The organism is Neorhizobium sp. DAR64862/K0K3 (genome assembly GCF_050500185.1).
In the GTDB taxonomy this organism is placed as follows: Bacteria; Pseudomonadota; Alphaproteobacteria; order Rhizobiales; family Rhizobiaceae; genus Neorhizobium; species Neorhizobium soli.
The window spans coordinates 890,203-909,148 of sequence record NZ_CP191450.1 but is presented as its reverse complement, the minus strand read 5'-3'; the positions used below and the strand labels follow the sequence as shown (position 1 = coordinate 909,148).

At 61.3% G+C, this 18,946-nt stretch carries 18 protein-coding genes and 2 pseudogenes; 3 read left to right on the top strand and 17 right to left on the bottom strand.

Going from position 1 to position 18,946, the window contains the following annotated elements:
• The first annotated feature begins 5 nt into the window (after positions 1 to 5).
• Both ACQY1L_RS21000 and ACQY1L_RS20995 read left to right on the top strand, forming a co-directional pair.
• Positions 6 to 1,031, top strand: a complete 1,026-nt coding sequence (locus ACQY1L_RS21000) for a helix-turn-helix domain-containing protein (protein ID WP_430244203.1) — start codon at positions 6 to 8, stop codon at positions 1,029 to 1,031.
• 66 nt (positions 1,032 to 1,097) lie between these two features.
• A complete protein-coding gene (locus ACQY1L_RS20995; protein ID WP_430244202.1) occupies positions 1,098 to 1,994 on the top strand; it encodes a DMT family transporter in 897 nt (298 codons plus the stop codon).
• Positions 1,995 to 2,043: 49 nt separating this feature from the next.
• Here the strand turns inward: ACQY1L_RS20995 and ACQY1L_RS20990 are convergent, their stop codons facing one another.
• A complete protein-coding gene (locus ACQY1L_RS20990) occupies positions 2,044 to 2,445 on the bottom strand; it encodes a Rid family hydrolase (protein WP_430244200.1) in 402 nt (133 codons plus the stop codon).
• Positions 2,446 to 2,657: 212 nt separating this feature from the next.
• On the opposite strand from ACQY1L_RS20990, the gene ACQY1L_RS20985 reads away from it, so the two are divergent.
• A complete protein-coding gene (locus ACQY1L_RS20985) occupies positions 2,658 to 3,668 on the top strand; it encodes an aldo/keto reductase (RefSeq protein WP_430244198.1) in 1,011 nt (336 codons plus the stop codon).
• A 55-nt stretch (positions 3,669 to 3,723) separates the two neighbouring features.
• On the opposite strand, the gene ACQY1L_RS20980 is transcribed toward ACQY1L_RS20985, so the two are convergent.
• From ACQY1L_RS20980 to ACQY1L_RS20905, 16 genes and pseudogenes are all read right to left on the bottom strand, one after another.
• Positions 3,724 to 4,992: an acetylornithine deacetylase gene (locus ACQY1L_RS20980; RefSeq protein WP_430244196.1), complete on the bottom strand. Its 1,269-nt coding sequence runs from the start codon at positions 4,990 to 4,992 to the stop codon at positions 3,724 to 3,726.
• Between the two features lie 77 nt (positions 4,993 to 5,069).
• The gene (locus tag ACQY1L_RS20975; protein ID WP_430244194.1) at positions 5,070 to 6,008 is read right to left on the bottom strand and encodes an ABC transporter substrate-binding protein; all 939 of its coding nucleotides are present in this window, start codon (positions 6,006 to 6,008) and stop codon (positions 5,070 to 5,072) included.
• A 47-nt stretch (positions 6,009 to 6,055) separates the two neighbouring features.
• Positions 6,056 to 6,835, bottom strand: coding sequence for an ABC transporter permease (locus tag ACQY1L_RS20970; protein WP_430244191.1), 780 nt, complete (start codon positions 6,833 to 6,835; stop codon positions 6,056 to 6,058).
• Positions 6,832 to 7,611, bottom strand: coding sequence for an ABC transporter ATP-binding protein (locus tag ACQY1L_RS20965; RefSeq protein ID WP_430244189.1), 780 nt, complete (start codon positions 7,609 to 7,611; stop codon positions 6,832 to 6,834). Before ACQY1L_RS20965 ends, ACQY1L_RS20970 begins: the two co-directional genes overlap by 4 nt.
• 34 nt (positions 7,612 to 7,645) lie before the next feature.
• On the bottom strand, positions 7,646 to 8,350 hold the full coding sequence (tenA, locus tag ACQY1L_RS20960) for a thiaminase II (protein ID WP_430244187.1): 705 nt from the start codon (positions 8,348 to 8,350) through the stop codon (positions 7,646 to 7,648).
• Between the two features lie 75 nt (positions 8,351 to 8,425).
• Positions 8,426 to 9,754: an amidohydrolase family protein gene (locus ACQY1L_RS20955; RefSeq protein WP_430244185.1), complete on the bottom strand. Its 1,329-nt coding sequence runs from the start codon at positions 9,752 to 9,754 to the stop codon at positions 8,426 to 8,428.
• 242 nt (positions 9,755 to 9,996) lie between these two features.
• On the bottom strand, positions 9,997 to 10,779 hold the full coding sequence (locus tag ACQY1L_RS20950; protein WP_430244183.1) for a hydroxyethylthiazole kinase: 783 nt from the start codon (positions 10,777 to 10,779) through the stop codon (positions 9,997 to 9,999).
• Positions 10,780 to 10,837: 58 nt separating this feature from the next.
• Positions 10,838 to 11,221, bottom strand: coding sequence for a RidA family protein (locus tag ACQY1L_RS20945; RefSeq protein ID WP_430244182.1), 384 nt, complete (start codon positions 11,219 to 11,221; stop codon positions 10,838 to 10,840).
• A 33-nt stretch (positions 11,222 to 11,254) separates the two neighbouring features.
• Complete coding sequence (locus tag ACQY1L_RS20940; protein WP_430244181.1) at positions 11,255 to 11,932, bottom strand: HAD family hydrolase; 678 nt, start codon at positions 11,930 to 11,932, stop codon at positions 11,255 to 11,257.
• Entirely contained in the window at positions 11,929 to 13,338 is a 1,410-nt protein-coding gene (locus ACQY1L_RS20935; RefSeq protein WP_430244179.1) for an amidase, read from the bottom strand. The genes ACQY1L_RS20940 and ACQY1L_RS20935 overlap by 4 nt, the downstream gene beginning before the upstream one ends.
• On the bottom strand, positions 13,331 to 14,251 hold the full coding sequence (locus ACQY1L_RS20930) for a sulfurtransferase (protein WP_430244177.1): 921 nt from the start codon (positions 14,249 to 14,251) through the stop codon (positions 13,331 to 13,333). The genes ACQY1L_RS20935 and ACQY1L_RS20930 overlap by 8 nt, the downstream gene beginning before the upstream one ends.
• Positions 14,176 to 14,412 carry a DUF3363 domain-containing protein gene (locus ACQY1L_RS20925; protein WP_430244176.1) on the bottom strand — a complete coding sequence of 79 codons (237 nt, stop codon included), beginning with the start codon at positions 14,410 to 14,412 and terminating at the stop codon, positions 14,176 to 14,178. The genes ACQY1L_RS20930 and ACQY1L_RS20925 overlap by 76 nt, the downstream gene beginning before the upstream one ends.
• Positions 14,413 to 14,431: 19 nt before the next feature.
• Complete coding sequence (locus tag ACQY1L_RS20920) at positions 14,432 to 15,394, bottom strand: efflux RND transporter permease subunit (RefSeq protein ID WP_430262041.1); 963 nt, start codon at positions 15,392 to 15,394, stop codon at positions 14,432 to 14,434.
• Positions 15,395 to 15,578: 184 nt separating this feature from the next.
• Positions 15,579 to 16,280, bottom strand: a pseudogene (locus ACQY1L_RS20915) (efflux RND transporter periplasmic adaptor subunit); the annotation flags it as partial.
• Positions 16,281 to 16,449: 169 nt separating this feature from the next.
• Positions 16,450 to 17,372 (bottom strand): annotated as a pseudogene (locus ACQY1L_RS20910) (NAD(P)/FAD-dependent oxidoreductase); the annotation flags it as partial.
• Between the two features lie 49 nt (positions 17,373 to 17,421).
• Positions 17,422 to 18,906: a carotenoid oxygenase family protein gene (locus tag ACQY1L_RS20905; RefSeq protein WP_156586781.1), complete on the bottom strand. Its 1,485-nt coding sequence runs from the start codon at positions 18,904 to 18,906 to the stop codon at positions 17,422 to 17,424.
• Between the last annotated feature and the right edge of the window lie 40 nt (positions 18,907 to 18,946).

Genomic DNA, 18,946 nt, shown 5'->3' with positions numbered 1-18,946 from the left:
AATCGATGCTGAAACTCTTCTGTTTCGACAGCGGGCCGATTGATGAACACCAGCGCCTGTCCGCCTGGGCCGAGGCTCTTGGCGGTTTCGGAGCGAAATCGGTCTGCGATGCATCGCCGCGCAATTTCAGGGCGTCCGTCAACGGCCTCAAGGCGCCCTGGGGCTTCGCGATGCTGCGGCTGGAACTCTCCCCGCAGCATATCTCACTCGATACGAGGTCTGCCACGGGTGGTATCTGGCTGGCGCGTATCCTCAAGGGTGCAGGAACGCTGCGGACCGAACGCGGCAGTCTGGCCTTCTGCGCCGGCGACGTCATCGTCGGCAAGATGCCGCGCGAAATGCGGCTGACGGCGAGTGCCGAGACGGCGATCGATACCGTGCAGTTCACCGAATTCCACAATGGTTCGCGCCTTTCATCCTTGGCGACGCCGGCCGTCGGTCTCTCGCTCGGTGCCGATCATGGCGCGACGACCTTCCTTTCCGATCTGCTGGCACTGGCGACGGCGCGGATCGGTAGCATTTCCAGCGATGAGCTTCGTCCACTGGAGATCACCTTGGTCGAGTTCCTGATGGCGGCGATCGCCACCACCGGGGCGGCCGCCAATCTCATAGATGGATCGCGGTCGAAAAATGCGATTGCGCTGCGTGCCACCCAGGCGATCGAGCTGAAACTCTCCGATCCCGACCTTTCGCCGAGCGGCCTTGCGGACTATCTCGGCATCTCGCTGCGCTATCTGCAGAAACTGTTCGAGGATACCGGCGAGAATGCCAATACCTATATCCGCCGGCGCCGGCTCGAGCGGTCCTATCAGGATCTCGCTGATCCGCTCTATTCCGGCCTGTCGATTGCCGAGATCAGCTATCGCTGGGGTTTCAACGATTCCGCCTATTTCAGCCGCGCCTTCAAGGAGCGTTACGGCATGTCGCCGTCGCAGCATCGCGGGCACGGAGGCTGGCGCGAGGCGGCGTGTTCGCAAACGCAAAGCGGGTTGCGGATCGCCCGCAAATCGAGCTTGCGGATTGCCCGCTGACAGGCCACGAGAAATCTGCCTTCCTTCTTCCTCCGGTCGCGTGCGCGGCCTTTCCCCCGGACATTCATGTCGAACATTTCCGTCAATCGTCCCGCCCATCCAACGGCGGCCTCTGTCAAGGTCAGTAGCGGCATTCTGCTGATGCTGCTTGCCGCAATGTGCATTGCGTTGATCGATCCGGTGGCAAAATATGCGGGGCGCCATCTGCCGGTGCTGCAGGTCATCTGGGCGCGTTACGCCTTCGGCAGCCTGACGGCCTTCATCCTGTTTCGACCGGGGCTCGATCCGCGCCAATGGGGCATTCGCCGCCCCTGGCTGCAGACGTTGCGCGCGGCCTGCCTGTTCGGCTCGACAGCCTTCAATTTTCTCGCGCTCAAGACCTTGGGGCTCGTCGAAAGCCAGGCCATCGTCATGCTCGGGCCGATCGTCATCTCCGGCCTCTCGATCGTCATCTTTCGCGAGCGGCTGAGGCTGCTTGTCGGTTTAGGGCTGATTCTTGGCCTCACGGGCGCGATGATCGTCATTCAGCCGGGTGGCGACGTCTTCAAGATTTCGGCGCTTTTTGCCGTCGGCAATGTGCTGAGCTATGCCTCATATGTTCTGCTGTCGAAGCGTCTCCTGGCGAGCGAGACGATGCTCAGCCTCAATATCGTTGCCGTCGTCCTGCCGGCCGTGGCGCTGACGATTGCGGTCGTTCCCATATGGCACTGGCCGGATGCGGCGGGCGGCTGGATTGCGATGGGGTTGGTCGGCGCGATCGGCGGGCTCGGCCACTTCTTTCTGGTCATCGCCCATAGGCATGCACCGGCGAGCACCTTGGCGCCGCTTACCTATACGCAGCTCTGCTGGGCACTCGTCGTCGGCGTTCTCTCGTTCGGAGAAATTCCGGCCCTGCATACGATCGTCGGCGCAATCGTGATCTTCGTCTCGGGCGGGCTGATCATGGCGTCGAGCCGGCGGTGAGCGAAGAAGAGGTGGCCAAGGAGGCCACCTCTTATATCGGGACCAGGCATCAGCCGGAGACGACTGCGGTCGTGATGATCTCGACCAGATATTCCGCCTTGACCATGTCGGCCTTGAGGCAGGCGCGGGCCGGCAGGTTTTCCTTGAAATACTCGACATAGACCGAGTTCATCGCGTGGTAATCGGCGAGGTCCTTCAGGAAGATCTGGTTGAAGGTGACGTCGGTCATCTTGCCGCCGGCGGTCTCGATAACTTCCTTGACGCTGTCGAGGACGCGGCGGGTCTGGGCGATGATGTCGCCTTCGCCAACCGTGCTGCCATCATAGGGATCGGTGGACAGCATGCCGGCGACATAGATGTGGTTGCCGGCCTTAACGCCCCAGTTGAGATGGTTGGTGCCGTTTGCCGTCCTACCGACGATCCAGTCCTTCGGGTGGATGGGAGTGTTCATCGAAAAATCCTTGTTCTGCCTTGATGACCGCGGCGATGCAATGTCGCCGATGGAAGCATCGTAGTGGCTGCCGGCGGCATGCGTTTGGACAAACGCGCACAATATCCGGACGAGCGGCATTCGACGGTTTGCGATCTCGGGCAGGGTTGTTAGAGCCGGTGCACACGAGATGCGGCCGCCCTGAAAGGTGGCCCCGAGTAAAGGAGCGATCGATGAAACACAACTATCTCGGCCGAAGCGGCGTGAAGGTCTCCGAGCTCTGCCTCGGCGCGATGATGTTTGGTGGCGCGGCCGACGAAAAGGCATCGACGAACATCATCGCCTCGGCGCGAGATGCCGGCGTCAACTTCATCGACACGGCCGACATGTATAATGGCGGTGAATCCGAGCGGGTCGTCGGTCGCGCGATTGCCTCCGATCGCGACCATTGGGTGCTCGCCACCAAGGTCGGCAATCCGATGGGCTCTGGTCCGAACGAAAAGGGCATGTCGCGCAAGTGGATCATCCAAGCGGTCGATGCGAGCCTGAAGCGTCTCGGCACGGACTATATCGACCTCCTCTATATCCATAAGGCCGATTTCGAGGCGCCGATGTCGGAAATGGTGCATGCCTTTGCCGATCTCGTGCGGATGGGCAAGATCCACTATTTCGGCATTTCCAATTTCAAGGCCTGGCGCATGGCGGAAACCGTGGCACTGGCCAAGGAAGCGGGCATTCAAGGCCCCGTCGCCACCCAGCCGCTCTATAATCTCGTCAATCGAGAAGCCGAGGTGGAACATCTGCCGGCAGCGCAATTCTACGGTCTCGGCGTCGTCACCTACAGCCCGCTTGCCCGCGGCATCCTGACCGGCAAATACAAGCCCGATGCAGCGCCGGAGCAGGGAAGCCGTGCCGCCCGCGGCGACGTGCGCATGATGGAAGCCGAATGGCGACCGGAATCGCTCGCCGTCGCCGAGCGGCTCGTCCGGCATGCGGAGGCCAAAGGCGTGAAGTCAGCCCATATCGCCCAGCAATGGGTTATGCGCAACAGCCTCGTGTCCTCGACCATTGTCGGTCCGCGCACGATGGAACAGTGGCAGGATTATCTCGACGCGCTCGACTACAGCTATACGGAAGCCGATGAGGCTTTCGTCGATCAACTCGTCTCACCGGGGAAAACATCGACACTCGCGCCGAGCGACCCGCATCATCCGGTCGAAGGCCGCAAGCTCGTCCTCGTCTGAGCCAAGAGTGAAGACGCAGCGGCGCTTTCGGCCCGCTGCGTCTTCCACATTCGAGTTAGCGCGCCGTACTCGACCATTGATGGATGAAACGCAGCATCACCTTGGTGAAGGTCTTGAGCTGCTCGATCGATACCTGTTCGTTGACGCTATGGGCATGGCGCAGTTGCCCGGGCCCGTAAATGAAGGCGGGGATGCCGGCATCGCCGAACCAGCCGCCATCGCTGACGCTTGGCGAGACGCGTGGTTCGAGCCTGTCGCCGGTCGTTACCCCGTGGTTTTCGATCAGCATCCTGACGCCGGGGTGGTCAGGATCGACTTCGAGTGCCGGAAAGATCTCGCCGCGATCGACGATCATCGAGGTGCCGCCCCATTTGAATGTCGGCGGGTTGTCGCGCAGCCACGGATCCGCCTTGGCTACGGCGAGGATATGCTCCTCGATCTCCCTCGTGATCGTGTCGTGGTGTTCGTTCGGATAATAATGAACCGTGACCCAGAGCCGGCATTCATCGGCGATGAAGGCCGCATGTCGTCCACCTTCGATGACGGCCGGATTGATCGTGGTGGAGCCTAGCGGGCAGCCCGGATAGGTTTTCGTCACCGCCCAATGGCGTTCCAGGTCTTGCAGGCCGGCGATCACCTTCATCATCTTCTCGATGGCGCTGGCGCCGATCAGGCCGCCGCCGGCATGGATCATCTGACGCCTTGTGCCGTCGTGAAAGGTCTGCGGGCTCTTGACCGTGATCCAGCCGGTGATGACACCGCCCTGGCCTTGCAATTGCAGGTCGGTCGTATCGACGACGACGGCGAGATCGGCGGTATAGCCATGTTCGCAGCATTGCAGCGTGCCGGCCTCACCAACCTCTTCGCCGATGACCGACTGGAAGGTGATATCGCCGGGCAGTTCGATGCCGTTTTCGATCAGTAGCTTCAACGCGAAGAGGACACCGGAAATGCCGCCTTTCATGTCTGCTGCACCGCGGCCGATGACGAGGCCGTCGCGGACGATCGGCTGGAACGGACCGGTTTCCCAGGCCTCGCCTTCCTCTACTTCGGCGACATCCATGTGGCCGTTGAGGATCAGGCTCTTGTGAGCTTCAGAACCGCTACCCTTGCGCAGACCGACGACATTTGGATCGCCGGGATAAACGTCCCAGGTGTCGATCGAGAACCCGAGCTTTGAGAGATAGTCACCGACAAAGGCCTGTGCCTCGGCGGTGTTGCGCGCTGGCGGGGCAGGGGTTTCGAACGAGATCAACTTGCACAGAAGGTCCACCAGCTCGGCCTCGCGGCTGTCGATCTGGTCCAGAAGCGATGAAATATCCATAGATATGATTTTCCAAAAATGCGGATGAGGCAGGCGCGGGGTGGCGCTGGAGCGACCACCCCGCGGTCCGCCGCGTTTTACTTGAGCTCGGTCGCGTAATCCTCGACCGGAAGTTCCTTGGTGATCAGCTTGTTGTCGGCGAGGAATTTGCCGTAGGCCTGATAGCGGGCCTTATCCAGCGCACCGGGCTCCTTGGCGAACATCGAGATGGTCTGTGCCCAGATGGTCTTGTTGAGCGGGTTGTCGAGATCGGCATGGCTCTTGGCAAAGGCGGTCCAGGTGTCGTCCGGATGGGCGACAAGATAGTCGGTGGCCTTCTTCACGGCGGCGAGGAACTTCTTGAAACGGGGATCGGCGACATGATCCTTGTTGACGAGGTAGATCAGCTCGTCATAGGCGGGCACGCCGTAATCCTCGACCTTCATCACCATCGGCTCGGCGCCGTGTTCGATCAGTTCATTGGCCTCGACATTGCGATAGCCGCCGATGACGCCATCGACCTGCCCGGCCATCAGCGCGCTGACCAGCTGGAAGTTGACATTGACCATGTTGATATCGGCAAGCTTCAGGCCGCCGGTTGCCAGCATGCTGGTGAGCGTTGCCTCTTCGACGCCGCTTACCGAATAGCCGATCTTCTTGCCCTTGAAGTCGGCCATTGACTTGATGCCGCTCTTCGTCAGCGACAGGACGGTGTTGAGCGGTGTGTTGACCAGCGTGCCGATCCGCATCAGGGGCAGGCCCTGGTCGGCATAGAGATAGAGCTGCGGCTGGTAGCTGACGGCGATATCGGCCTGGCCGCTGGCGACGAGGCGCGGCGGCATGCTGGGATCAGCCGGCGGCACCAGTTCCACCTCCAACCCTTCATCCTTGAAGGCGCCGATCTGTTCGGCGACGATCAGCGGTGCATGGTCGGGGTTCAGGTACCAGTCCAGAAGCACCGTCAGCTTGTCGGCGGCATGGGCCTGGGCGGACATCAGCACGGCAAGCGCTGCGCCGGCGATCAGTTTCTTCAGCATTATTCTGTTCCTCTCTTTTGATTGTGATGTCTTATGCGTCTGATTTGTTAGGTGGACTGCTCACTGTCGGGCACCCAGTAGAGGACGCGCTTGATCAGCAGATCGATGATCTGCCAGAGCGCGACCGCGATGATCGACAGAATGAAAAGCGCGGCAAAGCAGACGGGTGTCTGCATGCGGGCATTGGCATTCAGCATGACGTAGCCAAGCCCCCCGGCAGAGCCGACCCATTCGCCGATGACTGCGCCGATCGGGGCGACGGCTGCGGCAACCCGAAGGCCCGAGCCGAAGGCCGGAAGTGCCGCTACCAGCCTGACATGGCGCAGCTGAGCATAGGGTGAGGCGCCCATCGTCTTGGCGAGGTCGAGATAGCCTAGATCGGTGCGCCGAAGACCATCATAGAAGGAGGCAGCGACGGGGAAGAAGATCACCAGCACAGCGGCAACGACCTTGGACGACAGACCGAAGCCGAGCCAGACCACGAGCAGCGGCGCCAGTGCGAAGATCGGGATCGACTGGCTGACCACCAGCACGGGCATTAGCCAGCGCTGCAGCGTTTTCGAAAAAACCATCGCAAGCGCCAGAAGCGCACCGAACAGAAGACCAAAAAACAGGCCGAGGAAGATTTCCGAGAGCGTGATCAGCGTGTGGAAGAAGAGATAGGCGCGACCGTTCCACAGCGCGACGACGACGACCGGCGGTGTCGGCAGGATGAAGGAGGGCAGCTTGAAGATCACGGCGATCGCCCACCAGATCAGCACAAGGCCAAGGAAGACCGTCAGCCCGCGACCCCCGGCCAGAAGATGCGCGTTGATTTTTCCGGTCATCGTTCGATCTCCATTAACATGCGCAGCAGTTCGCCCTGGCTCTTTTGCAGGTTGGGATCGTCCGGTGCGCGCGGCGGCTGGCCGGCAACGGTGATCGTCTCGCCAAGCCGCGCCGGGTGTCCGGAGAGCACCATCAGGTGATGGCCGAGACGGGCAGCCTCCATCGGGTCATGGGTGATGAGCAGTGCCGTGCAACCGTCGAGAAGCTCTGCCGCCAGTTCCTGCACGCTTGCGCGGGTGATGGCATCAAGCGCCGAAAACGGCTCGTCCATCAGCACGATCGGGCGGCGTTCATAGAGGGTTCTGGCGATCGCGGCGCGCTGGCGCATGCCGCCGGAAAGCGCCATCGGCAGAGCCTTCTGCCGACCGGCAAGGCCGACGCGTTCGAGCAGATGATCGGCATAGTCGCGATCGACCTTTTCCCGCCGAAGACGGGCGCCAAGCGTGACATTCTCAATGACATTGAGCCAGGGATAGAGCAGATCCTGCTGGCCCATATAGGCGAGGCGGCCGGTGATCGGCTGACCGTCGGAGCCCTTGACAGTGCCGCTTGTCGGTCTGGCAAGGCCGGCGATGATCTTCAAGAGGCTGCTCTTGCCGACGCCGCTCGATCCGAGAAGCGCGATGAATTCACCGCTTTTGATCTCGAATGTCAGATTCTCGAAAATGGTCCGGTCGCCGTAGCGCAGAGTCAGTCCGTCGATGCGGATGCCGGGAGGTGCCTGCTTGGCACCGGTGGCGGCGGAGTGCGAGAGATTGCGGGGAGTGGCATTCATCTGCGGTGCCCCTCATGATGTCGAAGGATTGCCATCATTCTGCGGCCATCGGTGTTTGCGACTTCGCGGCATTGAGGCCCATCTGCCAGAAGTCGGCTTCCAGCCGGGTCGCGGTGTTGAAGATCGATACGAGCTCGTCCATGCGCGCCTCGGCACCGCGCGCCTTGCCGATCTCGTCGAAGGACTTGATCGCCTTATCGACGCTTTCGAGATATTCCTCGCTCTCGTAATTGCGGATCCAGGCCTCGTAGGGATTACCCTCCATTACTGTCGCCGCGTCCTGCAGGATGATCTGGCCGATCTCGCCATAGCCTGCCACACAGGGCATCAGGGCTGCGGTCAATTCCAGGATGTCGCCCGACTGGCCGATATCGAGAACGTAGCGGGTATAGGTCATCGTCTCGGAGGCTTCCGGCGCGCTTTCCATGTCCGCTTCGGTCAGGCCCCAGGACTTGCAATAGCCAACATGGACGGGAAGCTCGCCGAGGATGGCGCCGAGCGAGGAGGCAGCTGCCCGGATCTCGGAAAGTGTGCGGCCCTTGGAGGCGAGAAGGCCGTAGGCGCGGGCATAATGGATGAGGAAGAGGTAGTCCTGCGTCAGGAAGCGCTTGAAGCAGACTTCCGGCAGGGTGCCGGCGGCAAGCTTGCGGACGAATGGGTGTCTGACGTAGTTGGTCCAGGTCTGGCCGGAGGTCGCGCGCAGCTTGCCGAACAGGCCGTACTCGAAGTCGATCTGCATGAAATATCTCTGTCTGGTAAAGGTTGAAACGGATGGGGGAAGGGCGCCGCTACCGATTGCGGCGCCATGCCGGTCTCAGGCCTTGTCACGCTTGACGACGACCATCTTGTCCTTGATGCGGCGGAAGGCCGCGTTGGCCTCGCGGACGATCTCGTCCTCGTCGACTTTGGTCAGCCTGCGGCCCAGCATGACGACTTCGCCATCGACGATCGTGGTATCGACGACGCTCTGGTTGCAGGCAAAGACGAGATGGCTCGTCATATGCACAGCGGTGTCGCGCAGAAGCGGGGTGAAGATCGCATTGTTGGTCTCGACGAGAATGATGTCGGCCTTGCGCCCGACCGAAAGCTGGCCGGTTTCGTGACCGAGTGCCTTGGCGCCATTGTTGGTCGCCATGCGCAGCACGTCACCCGCCTGCATCAGGCTTGCATCGGCGCGATGGGCGCGATGGACGAGCGACGCCCATTTCATCACCTCGAACATGTCGGCGGAATTGTTGCATTCCACCGCGTCGTGGCCGAGGCCTATATTGATGCCGGCCGCTAGCATTTCGGGAATGCGGGCGACACCATTGCCGAGCTTGGCGTTGGAATTCGGGTTGTGCGAGACGTGGGTCCCGGTCTCCGCGATCATTGCGATTTCGGCATCGGACAGGTGTACGCAGTGGGCCGCGATCGTGTCTTTACCGAGAAGGCCGGTTTCATAGGCGACCTCGGTCGGCCGGCGGCCGTATTTGTCGAGGCAGAAGTCGACCTCGGTCTTCGATTCGTTGAGATGCACATGCACACCGCAGCCGAGATCATCGGCCATGGCCCGTGCGTCGCGCAGCAGGCCGCGATCGGCAAGCGGCAGCCATTCGATGCCGACGCGCACCTGGATACGGCCGTTCGCCTTGCCGTGATTGGCCTTGTAGGCATCGTAATTGTCCTGCAGGCTGTCCAGATCGTGTTCGGGAGACGCGACGTCATTGGAGAGCACGGCGCGGATGCCGATATCTTCGGCTGCCTTCGCCAGCGCATTCAGCTGTCGATACATGTCGTTGACAGTTGTCGCGCCCGACTTGATCGATTCCATGTAGCTTGCCAGCGCCGCCCAATAGGCTGCTTCCGGATCGAGCGCGCGGATCAGCGGATACCAGCACTCGTCGAGATATTCCCAGAGCGGCATGTGATCGTTGAAACCCTTGCCGATCGCCGTATGGTAATGCAGGTCGATCAGGCCCGGCATGATGATCTTGTCGGAGGCATCGATTAGCGTGTCGCCCGTCTGGCTCGCAACGGTTTCGCCTTTCGGCACGATGGCCTGGATACGGTCATTCTCGACAATCACGGTTCCCTGCTCGTGATAGGTGCCGACCTCATCCAGGGTGAGGATCATGCCGTTTTCGATGATCAGTCTGCTCATGCGCTCTTCCCAGTTGTCTTTATCTTTGTTGGCCGAAAAATTATCAGGTTTAATTTGTGGTCCGTAGACCAGAGTGGGGTGGGCCGTGTTGCCGGAAAAGCAACAAGGATTGATGCGGCGGCAGCGCATCGCTCGTCGCTGGCCTGCGCGCCCTCCGGGGGCCCGGAGAATGAGCGCGTTTGGATCTGCCCGGCGGGTAGGTCCCGCCAAGGTCAAATGTCCCGGTGAAAGAATTCTCGCAGTCAGCCTGCGGGTTCGATCAGTGAAAGCTCGTCGAGAAAGGCGGTGGCGAAGCTGCCGGTACCGCGGGCGCCGGAAGCGCGCTTGGCCGCCTCGGCGTAGACTGCATGAGCGGCGACGACGGCGGTGGTCCTGTCTTCTGCATTGGCGAGCATGGCTGCGATCAATGCACCGAGCGAGCAACCGGCACCGGTCACCTGGGTCAGGCGAATGTCTCCGCCGCCGACGCTATAGGTCGTCTTGCCATCGGTGATATAATCGGTCGCGCCGCTGACGGCTGCGATCGTGCCGATCTCGGCGGCTACCTTTTCGAGGAAGGGCACGGCCTGGTCGGAGGTCATCGTCGTTTCCACACCCTGTCCGCCACCATGGCCGCCGGCAAGCGCGATCAGTTCGGAAGCGTCGCCGCGGATCGCCGTCGGCTTGAATTCGAGCAGGCTTTTAACGACGGCATCATAGTCTGCCGCGCCCGCGCCGACGGCAACCGGATCGAGCACCCAAGGTACGCCTCCCTCATGGGCAGATTTTGCAGCAAGCCTGATTTCCTCGGGGCCGCAGCTCATCAGGCTGGCAGCATTGATCCAAACGGCATGCGCATGGCCGCCAAAGACGCTCGGCCAGTCCATCGCCGTGCCGATCGCAGTTCCTGCACCGACCGCAAGCAGGACATTGGCCGAAAGGTTGGCGGCGACATAATTGGTCAATCCATAGCAGAACGGTTTCATCTCTTTCAGCCGCGCAAGTTCGTTGCGGACGGCTGCATCATTCCACGACATGTCTTTCATGCTGTTCACCCTTTATTGTTGTTGGATTAGCGCTTCTGTTCCTGACGATCGGGCCTGCTTAAACGATGGCGGTCACCTCCAGTTCGACGCGCATGCGCGGGTCGATGAGGCGGGCGACCTGAACCATTGTGCAGGCTGGTCGGATGGCGGAAAAAGCGCGGCCATGCGCTTCGATCAACGGCTCCCAGTCGTCGGCATCAGTAAGATAGATGCGGGTTCGCGTCACGTTTTCCAGCGAGCTTCCGGCCTGTTCGAGAATGCGCGAAACCTTGGCCACGGCATGGGCGAACTGGCTTGCGGCGTCGGCGGGGCCGACCACGTCCATATCGGCCGGCAATCCGGAGCAGCCCGACACGTAGGCGACGCCATCGGCGATGATGGCGCGCGAATAGCCCATCAGTTCCTCGTATCTGCTGCCGGTGGATATGGATGTCCTGGTCATGCACTACTTGGTTTCCACGTTGCGGCCCGCGTCTCAGAAGACGACGGGACCGGCGAGTTTCAAAAGATCGTCGGCCTGTATGTTGCGGAAATCGGGTATTGTCAGCGCCGGCCATTCGCCGAACAGGTAGGCGCCGGTCTGCAGGGCGATGAAAGGGATGCCGAGGGCCTCCGCGGCGCGCTGGTCCCAGAGACCGTCGCCGAGGATGATGGTGTCGATCGGTTCCCGCGCGCGCGCGCCGGCAAGCGAGGCTGCATCGCGCACCATATCGTCGCGAGTCAGCTGTTCGCCGCCGGTGGCAAGTGCCACACGATCTGCTTCTATGCCGAGCAGGCGGAGCTTGACGTTCGCCATCCGCCGCAACGATCCGGTTGCAAAGGCGATCGCCACATCATCGCGCGCAGAAAGCGCGGCAAGTAGCGATTTGGCTCCCGCAATCTCATCCAGCTTTGATGTCGAAAGATGATCGACGAGTGCTGCCTCATAGGCCCGGTCGTAGTGGGCCAGTTCGTCGGCTGCGATAGCGCGGCCATAGGCGTGGCGGAACAGTTCGGAGAGAACACCGAGATCGGTATAGTGGCGATAGGCATTCCACGGCTGGAAGGTGACGTCGAGGCCATCGCGCGCCAGTGCGGCAGTGATCAGGTCGTGATGAAGACCGGCGGAATCGAGCAGCGTGCCGTCGACATCGAAGATCACCAGCGTCTTCATGCTGTTCTTCCCTGACTGGCGATGGCGGGCCGAGCGAGCGCAAAGTCGCGCCGGGCTTCGAGCAGGCGGGCAACCTGCAGCACACCGCCATCGTCGAAGCGCTTGCCGGCGATCTGTACCGAGACCGGGCAGACGCCATCGCCCGGATCGAAGACCGGCACGGTCGCCGCCGGCCAGCCGGTCTGGTTGAACCAGCAGGCAAAGGCCTGATGGCTCATGGCGCCGAGCGTTGGATCGGGGCAGGGGAGATCGGCGGGGAAGGACCCTACCGGCAGGGCGGGCGACAGGATATAGTCGAAACGGTCGAGTTGTGCTGCCACATGGATTGCGGCTGCGCCGATGCGCCTTGCGACGCCCGCTGCGAAGATCGCGGACTGGTCGAGCAGATCCTCATACATGGCGCCGATGACGGGATGGATCTTTCCACGCTCGTCGGCCGAAAGGCCGAAATAATCCGGCGCGCCGACATAGAGCATGTTCCAGTGAATGGCGAGATAGTCGTCGGGCGTGACGTCGAGGTCATCGATCTCGACGATCTCAGCGCCGAGATCGGCAAGGCGGGCGATCTGCAATTCGACGGCCTGAAGCGTGGCCGGATCGGTCCTGTCGCCCCCGCCGGCCTGACGCCAGACGGCGATCACCTTGCCATCCAGCCGCTCGAAGGCAGGCGTTGTCGGCGCAAAGCCTCCTTCCAGCGAGAAAAAGTCGCGGTCGGAAAAGCGGCCGAGGGCGGCAAGCGTCCACTCAACCTCGTCGACGCTGCGCGCCATCGGGCCAGCGCTGCGATAGCTGCCGGGCGGATCATAGGCGATGCGGCCCTGGGTCGGCTTGATCGAGGCGAGGCCCGAGAGGGCGGCGGGCAGGCGGACGGAGCCGACCATGTCGGTGCCGAGTGCCACTGTCGCCGCACCGACGACGACGGAAGGGCCGGCGCCGGAGGATGAGCCGCCGGGGCTGGTCTCGGGGTTCCAGGCATTGCGGATGATGCCGTTCTGGGAACTGAGGCCCGACATGACCATGGCGAAATCCGGCATCGAGGTCTTGCAGGTCGGCACCATGCCGGCGGCGCGCGCCCTCGTGACCGGCAGGGCATCTTTCGGCGAGCGCGTGCCCGGATGGCAGGCTGTGCCGTGCCAACGCGGCATGCTGGCAACGTGGAAACTGTCCTTAAAGCTGATCGGTACGCCATCGAGCGGACCGAGCGGACGCGCTTCACGCCAGCGGTGTGCGCTTTCGGCCGCGGCTGAAAGCGTCATGTCCGCATCGACGCTCGCGACGCCGTTGAGATCTGCAAGAGGTCCACGGACAGCGGCGAGGGCCGCCTCTGCAACCTCGATCGGCGTGAAGCTGCCGGAGCGGAAGCCTTCGGTCATTTCGGCGGCGGACAGGAGATTGATGTCAGTCATGCTGTCCTGCCTTTCCGTCTCCGTCTTCGACCGGCAGTTCCGGGTTGTCGCGCCAGCCATTCATCGAGTCGTCGTAGATCTTCACATCGTCGACCCCTGCCAGCGCGAGAGCCAGCGCCAGACCCGCGGCATTGATGCCGCCGCCGCAATAGAGCACCGGTGCTATGCCCTTGGTGAGACTCAGGGCGGTCAGGGCATTCGACACGCGCGCAACCTCAAGACGATCATCCGGTCCCAGAAGATCCGGAAATGGGAGGTTGACGCTGGTCGGGATATGGCCCCGACGTGGATCCGTGCTGTCGGCACCGGTAAACTGCTCGGCGCGCAGCCCGCAGATCAAGGGCGTTTCGGTGGAGACTCCGCCCCCGATCAGGTCGAGCACCTCGTCCGCGCCGACAAATGTTCGTTGGCCGTGTGCCGCCTTGAAATTTCCCCGCTCGAAGCAGGATGCGGGACCGATGTCGATAGCGCCCCCGGCATTTTTCCAGGCTGCCAGTCCGCCATTCAGCACGCGTATATTGCTGTGGCCGAAGGCCCGCAGCACGGTCCAGACGCGGGCGGCATAGGCACCGCCCATCGGGTCATAGGTGACGACCATGCTGTCATTGTCGATGCCGACGTCTTGGGCTGCGGCTTCGAGGCCGGCCTTGGTCGGGCAGGTGAAGGCGTAAGGCGCGGCGGGATCCGAAAACCGGGCGAAAAGATCGGCAAAGCGGGCGCCGGGAATATGGCCTCGGGCAAAGACCGCATCTCCGGGCAAAAAGCCGGTGCGGCCATTGACCCGGGCCATGCGTTCGACCGAGCAGTCTAGTACGATCAGGTTCGGCAAATGGCGTTTCAGCCATTTGGCCTCGACATCACGCGTTGCCGGTAGATGCCCGAGACGTGCTCGCCCGCTTCTGGTCTCTGCCATGACAGGCCCGTGTCCGCCGACAGGTCTGCGGCAACGCGCGCAAGCTCTCTCCGGCGCAAGGTCACGAGAAGGTTGCGCCGGAAGGTGACGCCCTCGTCGTCGTGGCTTGCCAGTCCCTCCTCGACGAGACGTTCGGCACGGGCTTCCATCGCGGCCTTCACCTCACTTCCATCGCGGCCTTCACCTCACCGCCGAAGCAGCCGCGCCCCCGATTGGCGTTGACCGCCAAGACACTGTCTCCACGCCTGAAGCGGTGCTTTCCCGTGTCGACGATTGCCATCCCCGACGATGGCTTCCATTGTAGAAGCCTGTGATCTCGTAGTTTTCCGTGCCAAGCTCTGCGCGCGCCACATCGCGGAGCAAGACCATGCCGCCGTCCGTGTCTGTCCGCAGAACGATACGTTCAAAGTCTTCCGGTGTTCGTAGGAGGGACTGCGCCGTGACGGTTGCGTTCAGCTCCTGTCCTGTAGGAGCCGGCATGGCGCCAAAGGATCCCGCCGAAATCTGGGCATTTTGTGCGCTAATTGCATCGACAACCGTAGAAGGCGAAAGATCGTAGTATTTCAGCTTCTGCGGATCGAGCCTTATCCGCATTGCATACTCGGATCCGAATACTTCGACTTTGCCAACGCCTTCCAGGCGAGAAACCGGATCAACCATGTAGGAATTGAGGTAATCGGCGAGGTCGATCGCGGTTCGAGTGCTGTCGTCCGAAATCAGGCCAATCACCATCAGAAAACCGGTGGTTGACTTTTCCACAGTGACCCCTTGCCGTGTAACCTCTTCGGGGACGTTGGACTCAGCCTGGCTGAGTTTGTTTTGCACCTGCACCTGGGCGATATCAGGGTTCGTGCCCAAATTGAAGGTCAAGGTGATGGTTGCACGACCGGTCGAAGTCGTAGAGCTGTCGATGTAGAGCAGTCCATCAAGCCCGGTCATTTCCTTTTCGATAATCTGAACCACCGTGTCGGCAACGGTTTCAGCGGAAGCGCCAGGGTAGGTGGCGCCGATGACGACAGATGGGCCGGCAATCGATGGATATTGTGAGATTGGCAGCCTCAGGATCGAAAGGATGCCGAGGCCCATGATGACGATGGCGATAACCCACGCAAATATGGGTCTATCGATGAAAAACCGTGACATCGTTCAGTTGCCTCCGGTGGCCGAGGCCTGCTGATCTGCAGGCTCTGTTGCTATTTCAACGACGGTACCAGGTGATATTTTCTGAAAACCGGATGTGATGACTGCATCACCGGTCTTCAGACCCGCGGTCACCACCCACTTGTTGTTGGAATCGGTCACAATAGTCAGCGGTCGGACGGCAACCTTACCGTCCTCTACTATCCAGACGAAGGCCCCCCTTTGTGTTGCGCATGACTGCGCTTCTTGAAACAAGGAAGGCGTCCTTCGCGGTGACCTGAGGCAATTCGACCTCTACGTAAAGGCCGGGAAGGAGCTTCATATCCGGGTTGGCAAACGTCAGGCGCAGCGTAACCGTGCCGGTCGTTGCTTCCACCTGTGATTCTGCGGCGTTCAGTTGCCCCCTATGGTCGTAGACTGTGCCGTCAGGAAGTATCATGGACGCCGTTACAGAACCGTCGAATGCGGATGCGCCGCCGGACGCGTTCCACCGCAGAAGATCGGTTGCGGATTGTGTGACATCAACGTAAATCGGATCAAGTGTCCGGATGGTGGTCAGCGCCGTAGTCTGCTGTGCAGCCACCAGAGCCCCGGTGGTGGTCTGGGAAAAGCCGATCAATCCGCTGATCGGAGCACTGATTGTCGTTCTGTCCAAATCGATCTGGGCGGTCGCCAGATCAGCTTTTGCCTTCTGAAGGGCTGCATCGGACCGGCTACGTTCAGCAACCTTGTCGTCGCGATCGGAAGCCAAGCCGGAGTTTCGAGCGAACAACTCTTCCGCCCGCCGCGCTTGTATGACTGCCACGTGGTAGCTAGCCTGCGCTTCCGCTACAGCGGCGCTCGCCGATCGCAGGGTCGCCGCATAGGTTTCGTCTTCGATCTTGTAAAGGGGCTGCCCTGCTTGACCCGGGCCCCTTCCTGGAACAGGCGTTCGCGAATGATGCCCGCAACCTGCGGCCTTACCTCTGCTACGGTCGACGCCTTAATTCGACCCGGCAGTCGAGACGTCAGCGTAAAGTCAGCCGGTTCTACAACTTCAACCGTGACAGTGGGCGTCAGGTATCGCCGATGACAAAGATGGCTTCGTTGCCGGGCAAGGAAAGGTCGGATCGGACCGCGACCCGCCCAACGCGATCCGCATCGACACCCAGCCATTCCGCGGCAGGGGATGCCTGCACGCCTGCGGCCCAGATAATGGTGCGGCAAGCTGTATCAATTTCGCCGATCCGGATCGTTTCAGCGGCACATCCCTTCACCGGCTGGCCTAGAAGTACCTCGACGCCGAGACGTTCGAGGACGGTTTGGGCGTAGGCGGACAAATCCTCGCTGAAGGCCGGGAGAACACGCGATCCGGCCTCCACCAGCAGGACGCTCGACTCGCGGGTGTCGATGTGACGGAATTCCCGCGGCAGGGTGTGGTGGGCGAGTTCCGCTATGGTTCCGGCCAGTTCGACGCCGGTTGGTCCGGCCCCGACGATCGCGAATGTCAGAAGCGCCTCCGCACTTCCGGATCAGGTTCCCGCTCTGCGCGTTCGAAGGCAAGCAACATCCGGCGGCGGATGGTGGTCGCATCCTCAAGGGTCTTGAGGCCCGGTGCAAAGGGCTCCCACCGGTCCTTGCCGAAATAGGCATGCCGGGAGCCTGTCGCCAGAACCAGCGTGTCGTCTTCCAAAACCACGTGGCGCGCGTCACGATCGACGTCGACGACCTCCCCAAGCAGGGTCTCCACTTCGGACCTGTCGCGGAACAGGTGCCGGATTGGTCAAGCGATTTCGGAGGTCGCCAAGACCGTTGTCGCAACCTGGTAAAGCAGCGGTTGGAAGAGATGGTGATTGCGCCGGTCGATGAGTGTGATCGAGACGGCGTGATGCTTCAGCCTGTGAACGCATTGCAGACCGGCGAAACCCGCCCCGACGACAACGACCTTGTGATTTTCTGTATCCGGAATCGTCCGGTCCTCTCTTGTCGCATCTGATGTCATGCGCCGGGGGGCATCCCGACGCATGAGTATGAAGCGTGTGGGTCGGGGCTTATGCGCGACCCTGTTCGAGCGCCTCGGCAGGCGTCCAGTTGCCATGAAGCGACATACGCAGCCGGAACGGGATCTTGATACGAGCGACAGGCCCGGCTGCCATCTTCAGCGAGTCCAGAACGACAAGTTCGGTGTTGTCTCCGTTGAGATGGTTCAACAGCGCGATGACATAACCGTCGCCTTCCGGTGCATCTTCCGAACGCGGCACGAAGATCGGTTCCTGGAAGCACTGAGCGCTGCCAGGAAACCATGCGTCGGTTTCACCAGTCTTCACGTTGACATGGGCGAGTTGATTGAAGAACTGGAACGGTCGTTCACCGAGGCTTTCGTCGAAAGGCAGCGTCGGATCGAAGGCAAGAACAAAACCGTGCTCATAGGGCTTGCCGGTAAAACGCTCGTCACAACGTGGGAACTCACAGGGGAACGACGTGATGGGGCGCGGCTGAAGCGTATTTTCGCCAACGCCTGTATCCCCCGGCCCGTTGAGATTGAACGACCAGCGCATGAGCTGCGAACTCAGCGTTTCAGGGAGCGGTACGGAGCCGTCCGCCTGCGGGAAGAAGTAGAAGACGTTGCCCGTGGTGACCGGCATGTCGACTTGCAGGAAACCGTCTTCTTCATAGGAGTTGAGGGTGTGTCCCTGGAAACCGTCTTTCGGTCCCTCGAACCACATGACATCCTCGGCACTGCCGTCGCGTGGCAGGACGCCGAACAGTTGGGGAAGATCGGGTTGCCACTGGAAGTGCTGCCCGCCGGCCTTCATACGCTCGACATCAACGGTGAGCGGGATAAGCGGGAACACGACGTGACGGGCCGTGATTGCAAAATCATGGATCATCGCCGCGTAGGGTCCCTGGAACCAGATTTCCTTCTTAAGCTTGCCGGAAGCATCGATCTCGAAATACGCAATGTCCGGCGTGCCATCGCCCTTCGCCTCATAGGCAAAGCAAAGAAGGTCGCCATTGTCGGGATCGACTTTAGGATGGGCGGTGAAGGTTGCCGACTTGATCTGGCCGTCGAAGTCCCAGACGCCCAGTGTTTCCAGCGTTTCGGGATCGAGGGCGTAGGGAAGCGCGTCCTCTTTCATCGCCAGCAGCACACCGCCGTGGTAGAGCACGGTCGTGTTCGCCGTAGTGTTATTCTTGGCAGCAAGCGGGTCGTTGGTATAGACGTTGCGATAGACGCCGTTCAGGGACCGTCGCTCGCGCCATTGCGCTTCCAGGCGATCCGTATGGACATAGCGGCGACGCAGGCTGACATGACCGTTCTCGAATTTAAAGGCGGAGACGAGGCCATCGCCGTTGAAGAAGATGTCCTTGCCGAGCATTGGCGGATAATAGGAATCCGGCGATACCTGGAAGAACGTGCCTGCGATCTCGGGCGGGATGGTGCCCTCGATCTCAAGATCAAAGATCTGCGTCTCGACGCGGCTCGGCTTGTAGAGGCCGGTAAACTCGGGAATTTCCGGGAAGGTCATGCTCATGATGTGTTTTCCTTCTGCTTTATCCGGTTGCGGGGTGAGG

What these genes read in the sequence shown, in the direction of transcription:
- ACQY1L_RS21000 (WP_430244203.1), top strand. Translation starts at nt 6, where the DNA reads ATGCTGAAACTCTTCTGTTTCGACAGCGGGCCGATTGATGAACACCAG.
- ACQY1L_RS20995 (WP_430244202.1), top strand. Translation starts at nt 1,098, where the DNA reads ATGTCGAACATTTCCGTCAATCGTCCCGCCCATCCAACGGCGGCCTCT.
- ACQY1L_RS20990 (WP_430244200.1), bottom strand. Translation starts at nt 2,445, where the DNA reads ATGAACACTCCCATCCACCCGAAGGACTGGATCGTCGGTAGGACGGCA.
- ACQY1L_RS20985 (WP_430244198.1), top strand. Translation starts at nt 2,658, where the DNA reads ATGAAACACAACTATCTCGGCCGAAGCGGCGTGAAGGTCTCCGAGCTC.
- ACQY1L_RS20980 (WP_430244196.1), bottom strand. Translation starts at nt 4,992, where the DNA reads ATGGATATTTCATCGCTTCTGGACCAGATCGACAGCCGCGAGGCCGAG.
- ACQY1L_RS20975 (WP_430244194.1), bottom strand. Translation starts at nt 6,008, where the DNA reads ATGCTGAAGAAACTGATCGCCGGCGCAGCGCTTGCCGTGCTGATGTCC.
- ACQY1L_RS20970 (WP_430244191.1), bottom strand. Translation starts at nt 6,835, where the DNA reads ATGACCGGAAAAATCAACGCGCATCTTCTGGCCGGGGGTCGCGGGCTG.
- ACQY1L_RS20965 (WP_430244189.1), bottom strand. Translation starts at nt 7,611, where the DNA reads ATGAATGCCACTCCCCGCAATCTCTCGCACTCCGCCGCCACCGGTGCC.
- tenA (WP_430244187.1), bottom strand. Translation starts at nt 8,350, where the DNA reads ATGCAGATCGACTTCGAGTACGGCCTGTTCGGCAAGCTGCGCGCGACC.
- ACQY1L_RS20955 (WP_430244185.1), bottom strand. Translation starts at nt 9,754, where the DNA reads ATGAGCAGACTGATCATCGAAAACGGCATGATCCTCACCCTGGATGAG.
- ACQY1L_RS20950 (WP_430244183.1), bottom strand. Translation starts at nt 10,779, where the DNA reads ATGAAAGACATGTCGTGGAATGATGCAGCCGTCCGCAACGAACTTGCG.
- ACQY1L_RS20945 (WP_430244182.1), bottom strand. Translation starts at nt 11,221, where the DNA reads ATGACCAGGACATCCATATCCACCGGCAGCAGATACGAGGAACTGATG.
- ACQY1L_RS20940 (WP_430244181.1), bottom strand. Translation starts at nt 11,932, where the DNA reads ATGAAGACGCTGGTGATCTTCGATGTCGACGGCACGCTGCTCGATTCC.
- ACQY1L_RS20935 (WP_430244179.1), bottom strand. Translation starts at nt 13,338, where the DNA reads ATGACTGACATCAATCTCCTGTCCGCCGCCGAAATGACCGAAGGCTTC.
- ACQY1L_RS20930 (WP_430244177.1), bottom strand. Translation starts at nt 14,251, where the DNA reads ATGGCAGAGACCAGAAGCGGGCGAGCACGTCTCGGGCATCTACCGGCA.
- ACQY1L_RS20920 (WP_430262041.1), bottom strand. Translation starts at nt 15,394, where the DNA reads ATGTCACGGTTTTTCATCGATAGACCCATATTTGCGTGGGTTATCGCC.
- ACQY1L_RS20905 (WP_156586781.1), bottom strand. Translation starts at nt 18,906, where the DNA reads ATGAGCATGACCTTCCCGGAAATTCCCGAGTTTACCGGCCTCTACAAG.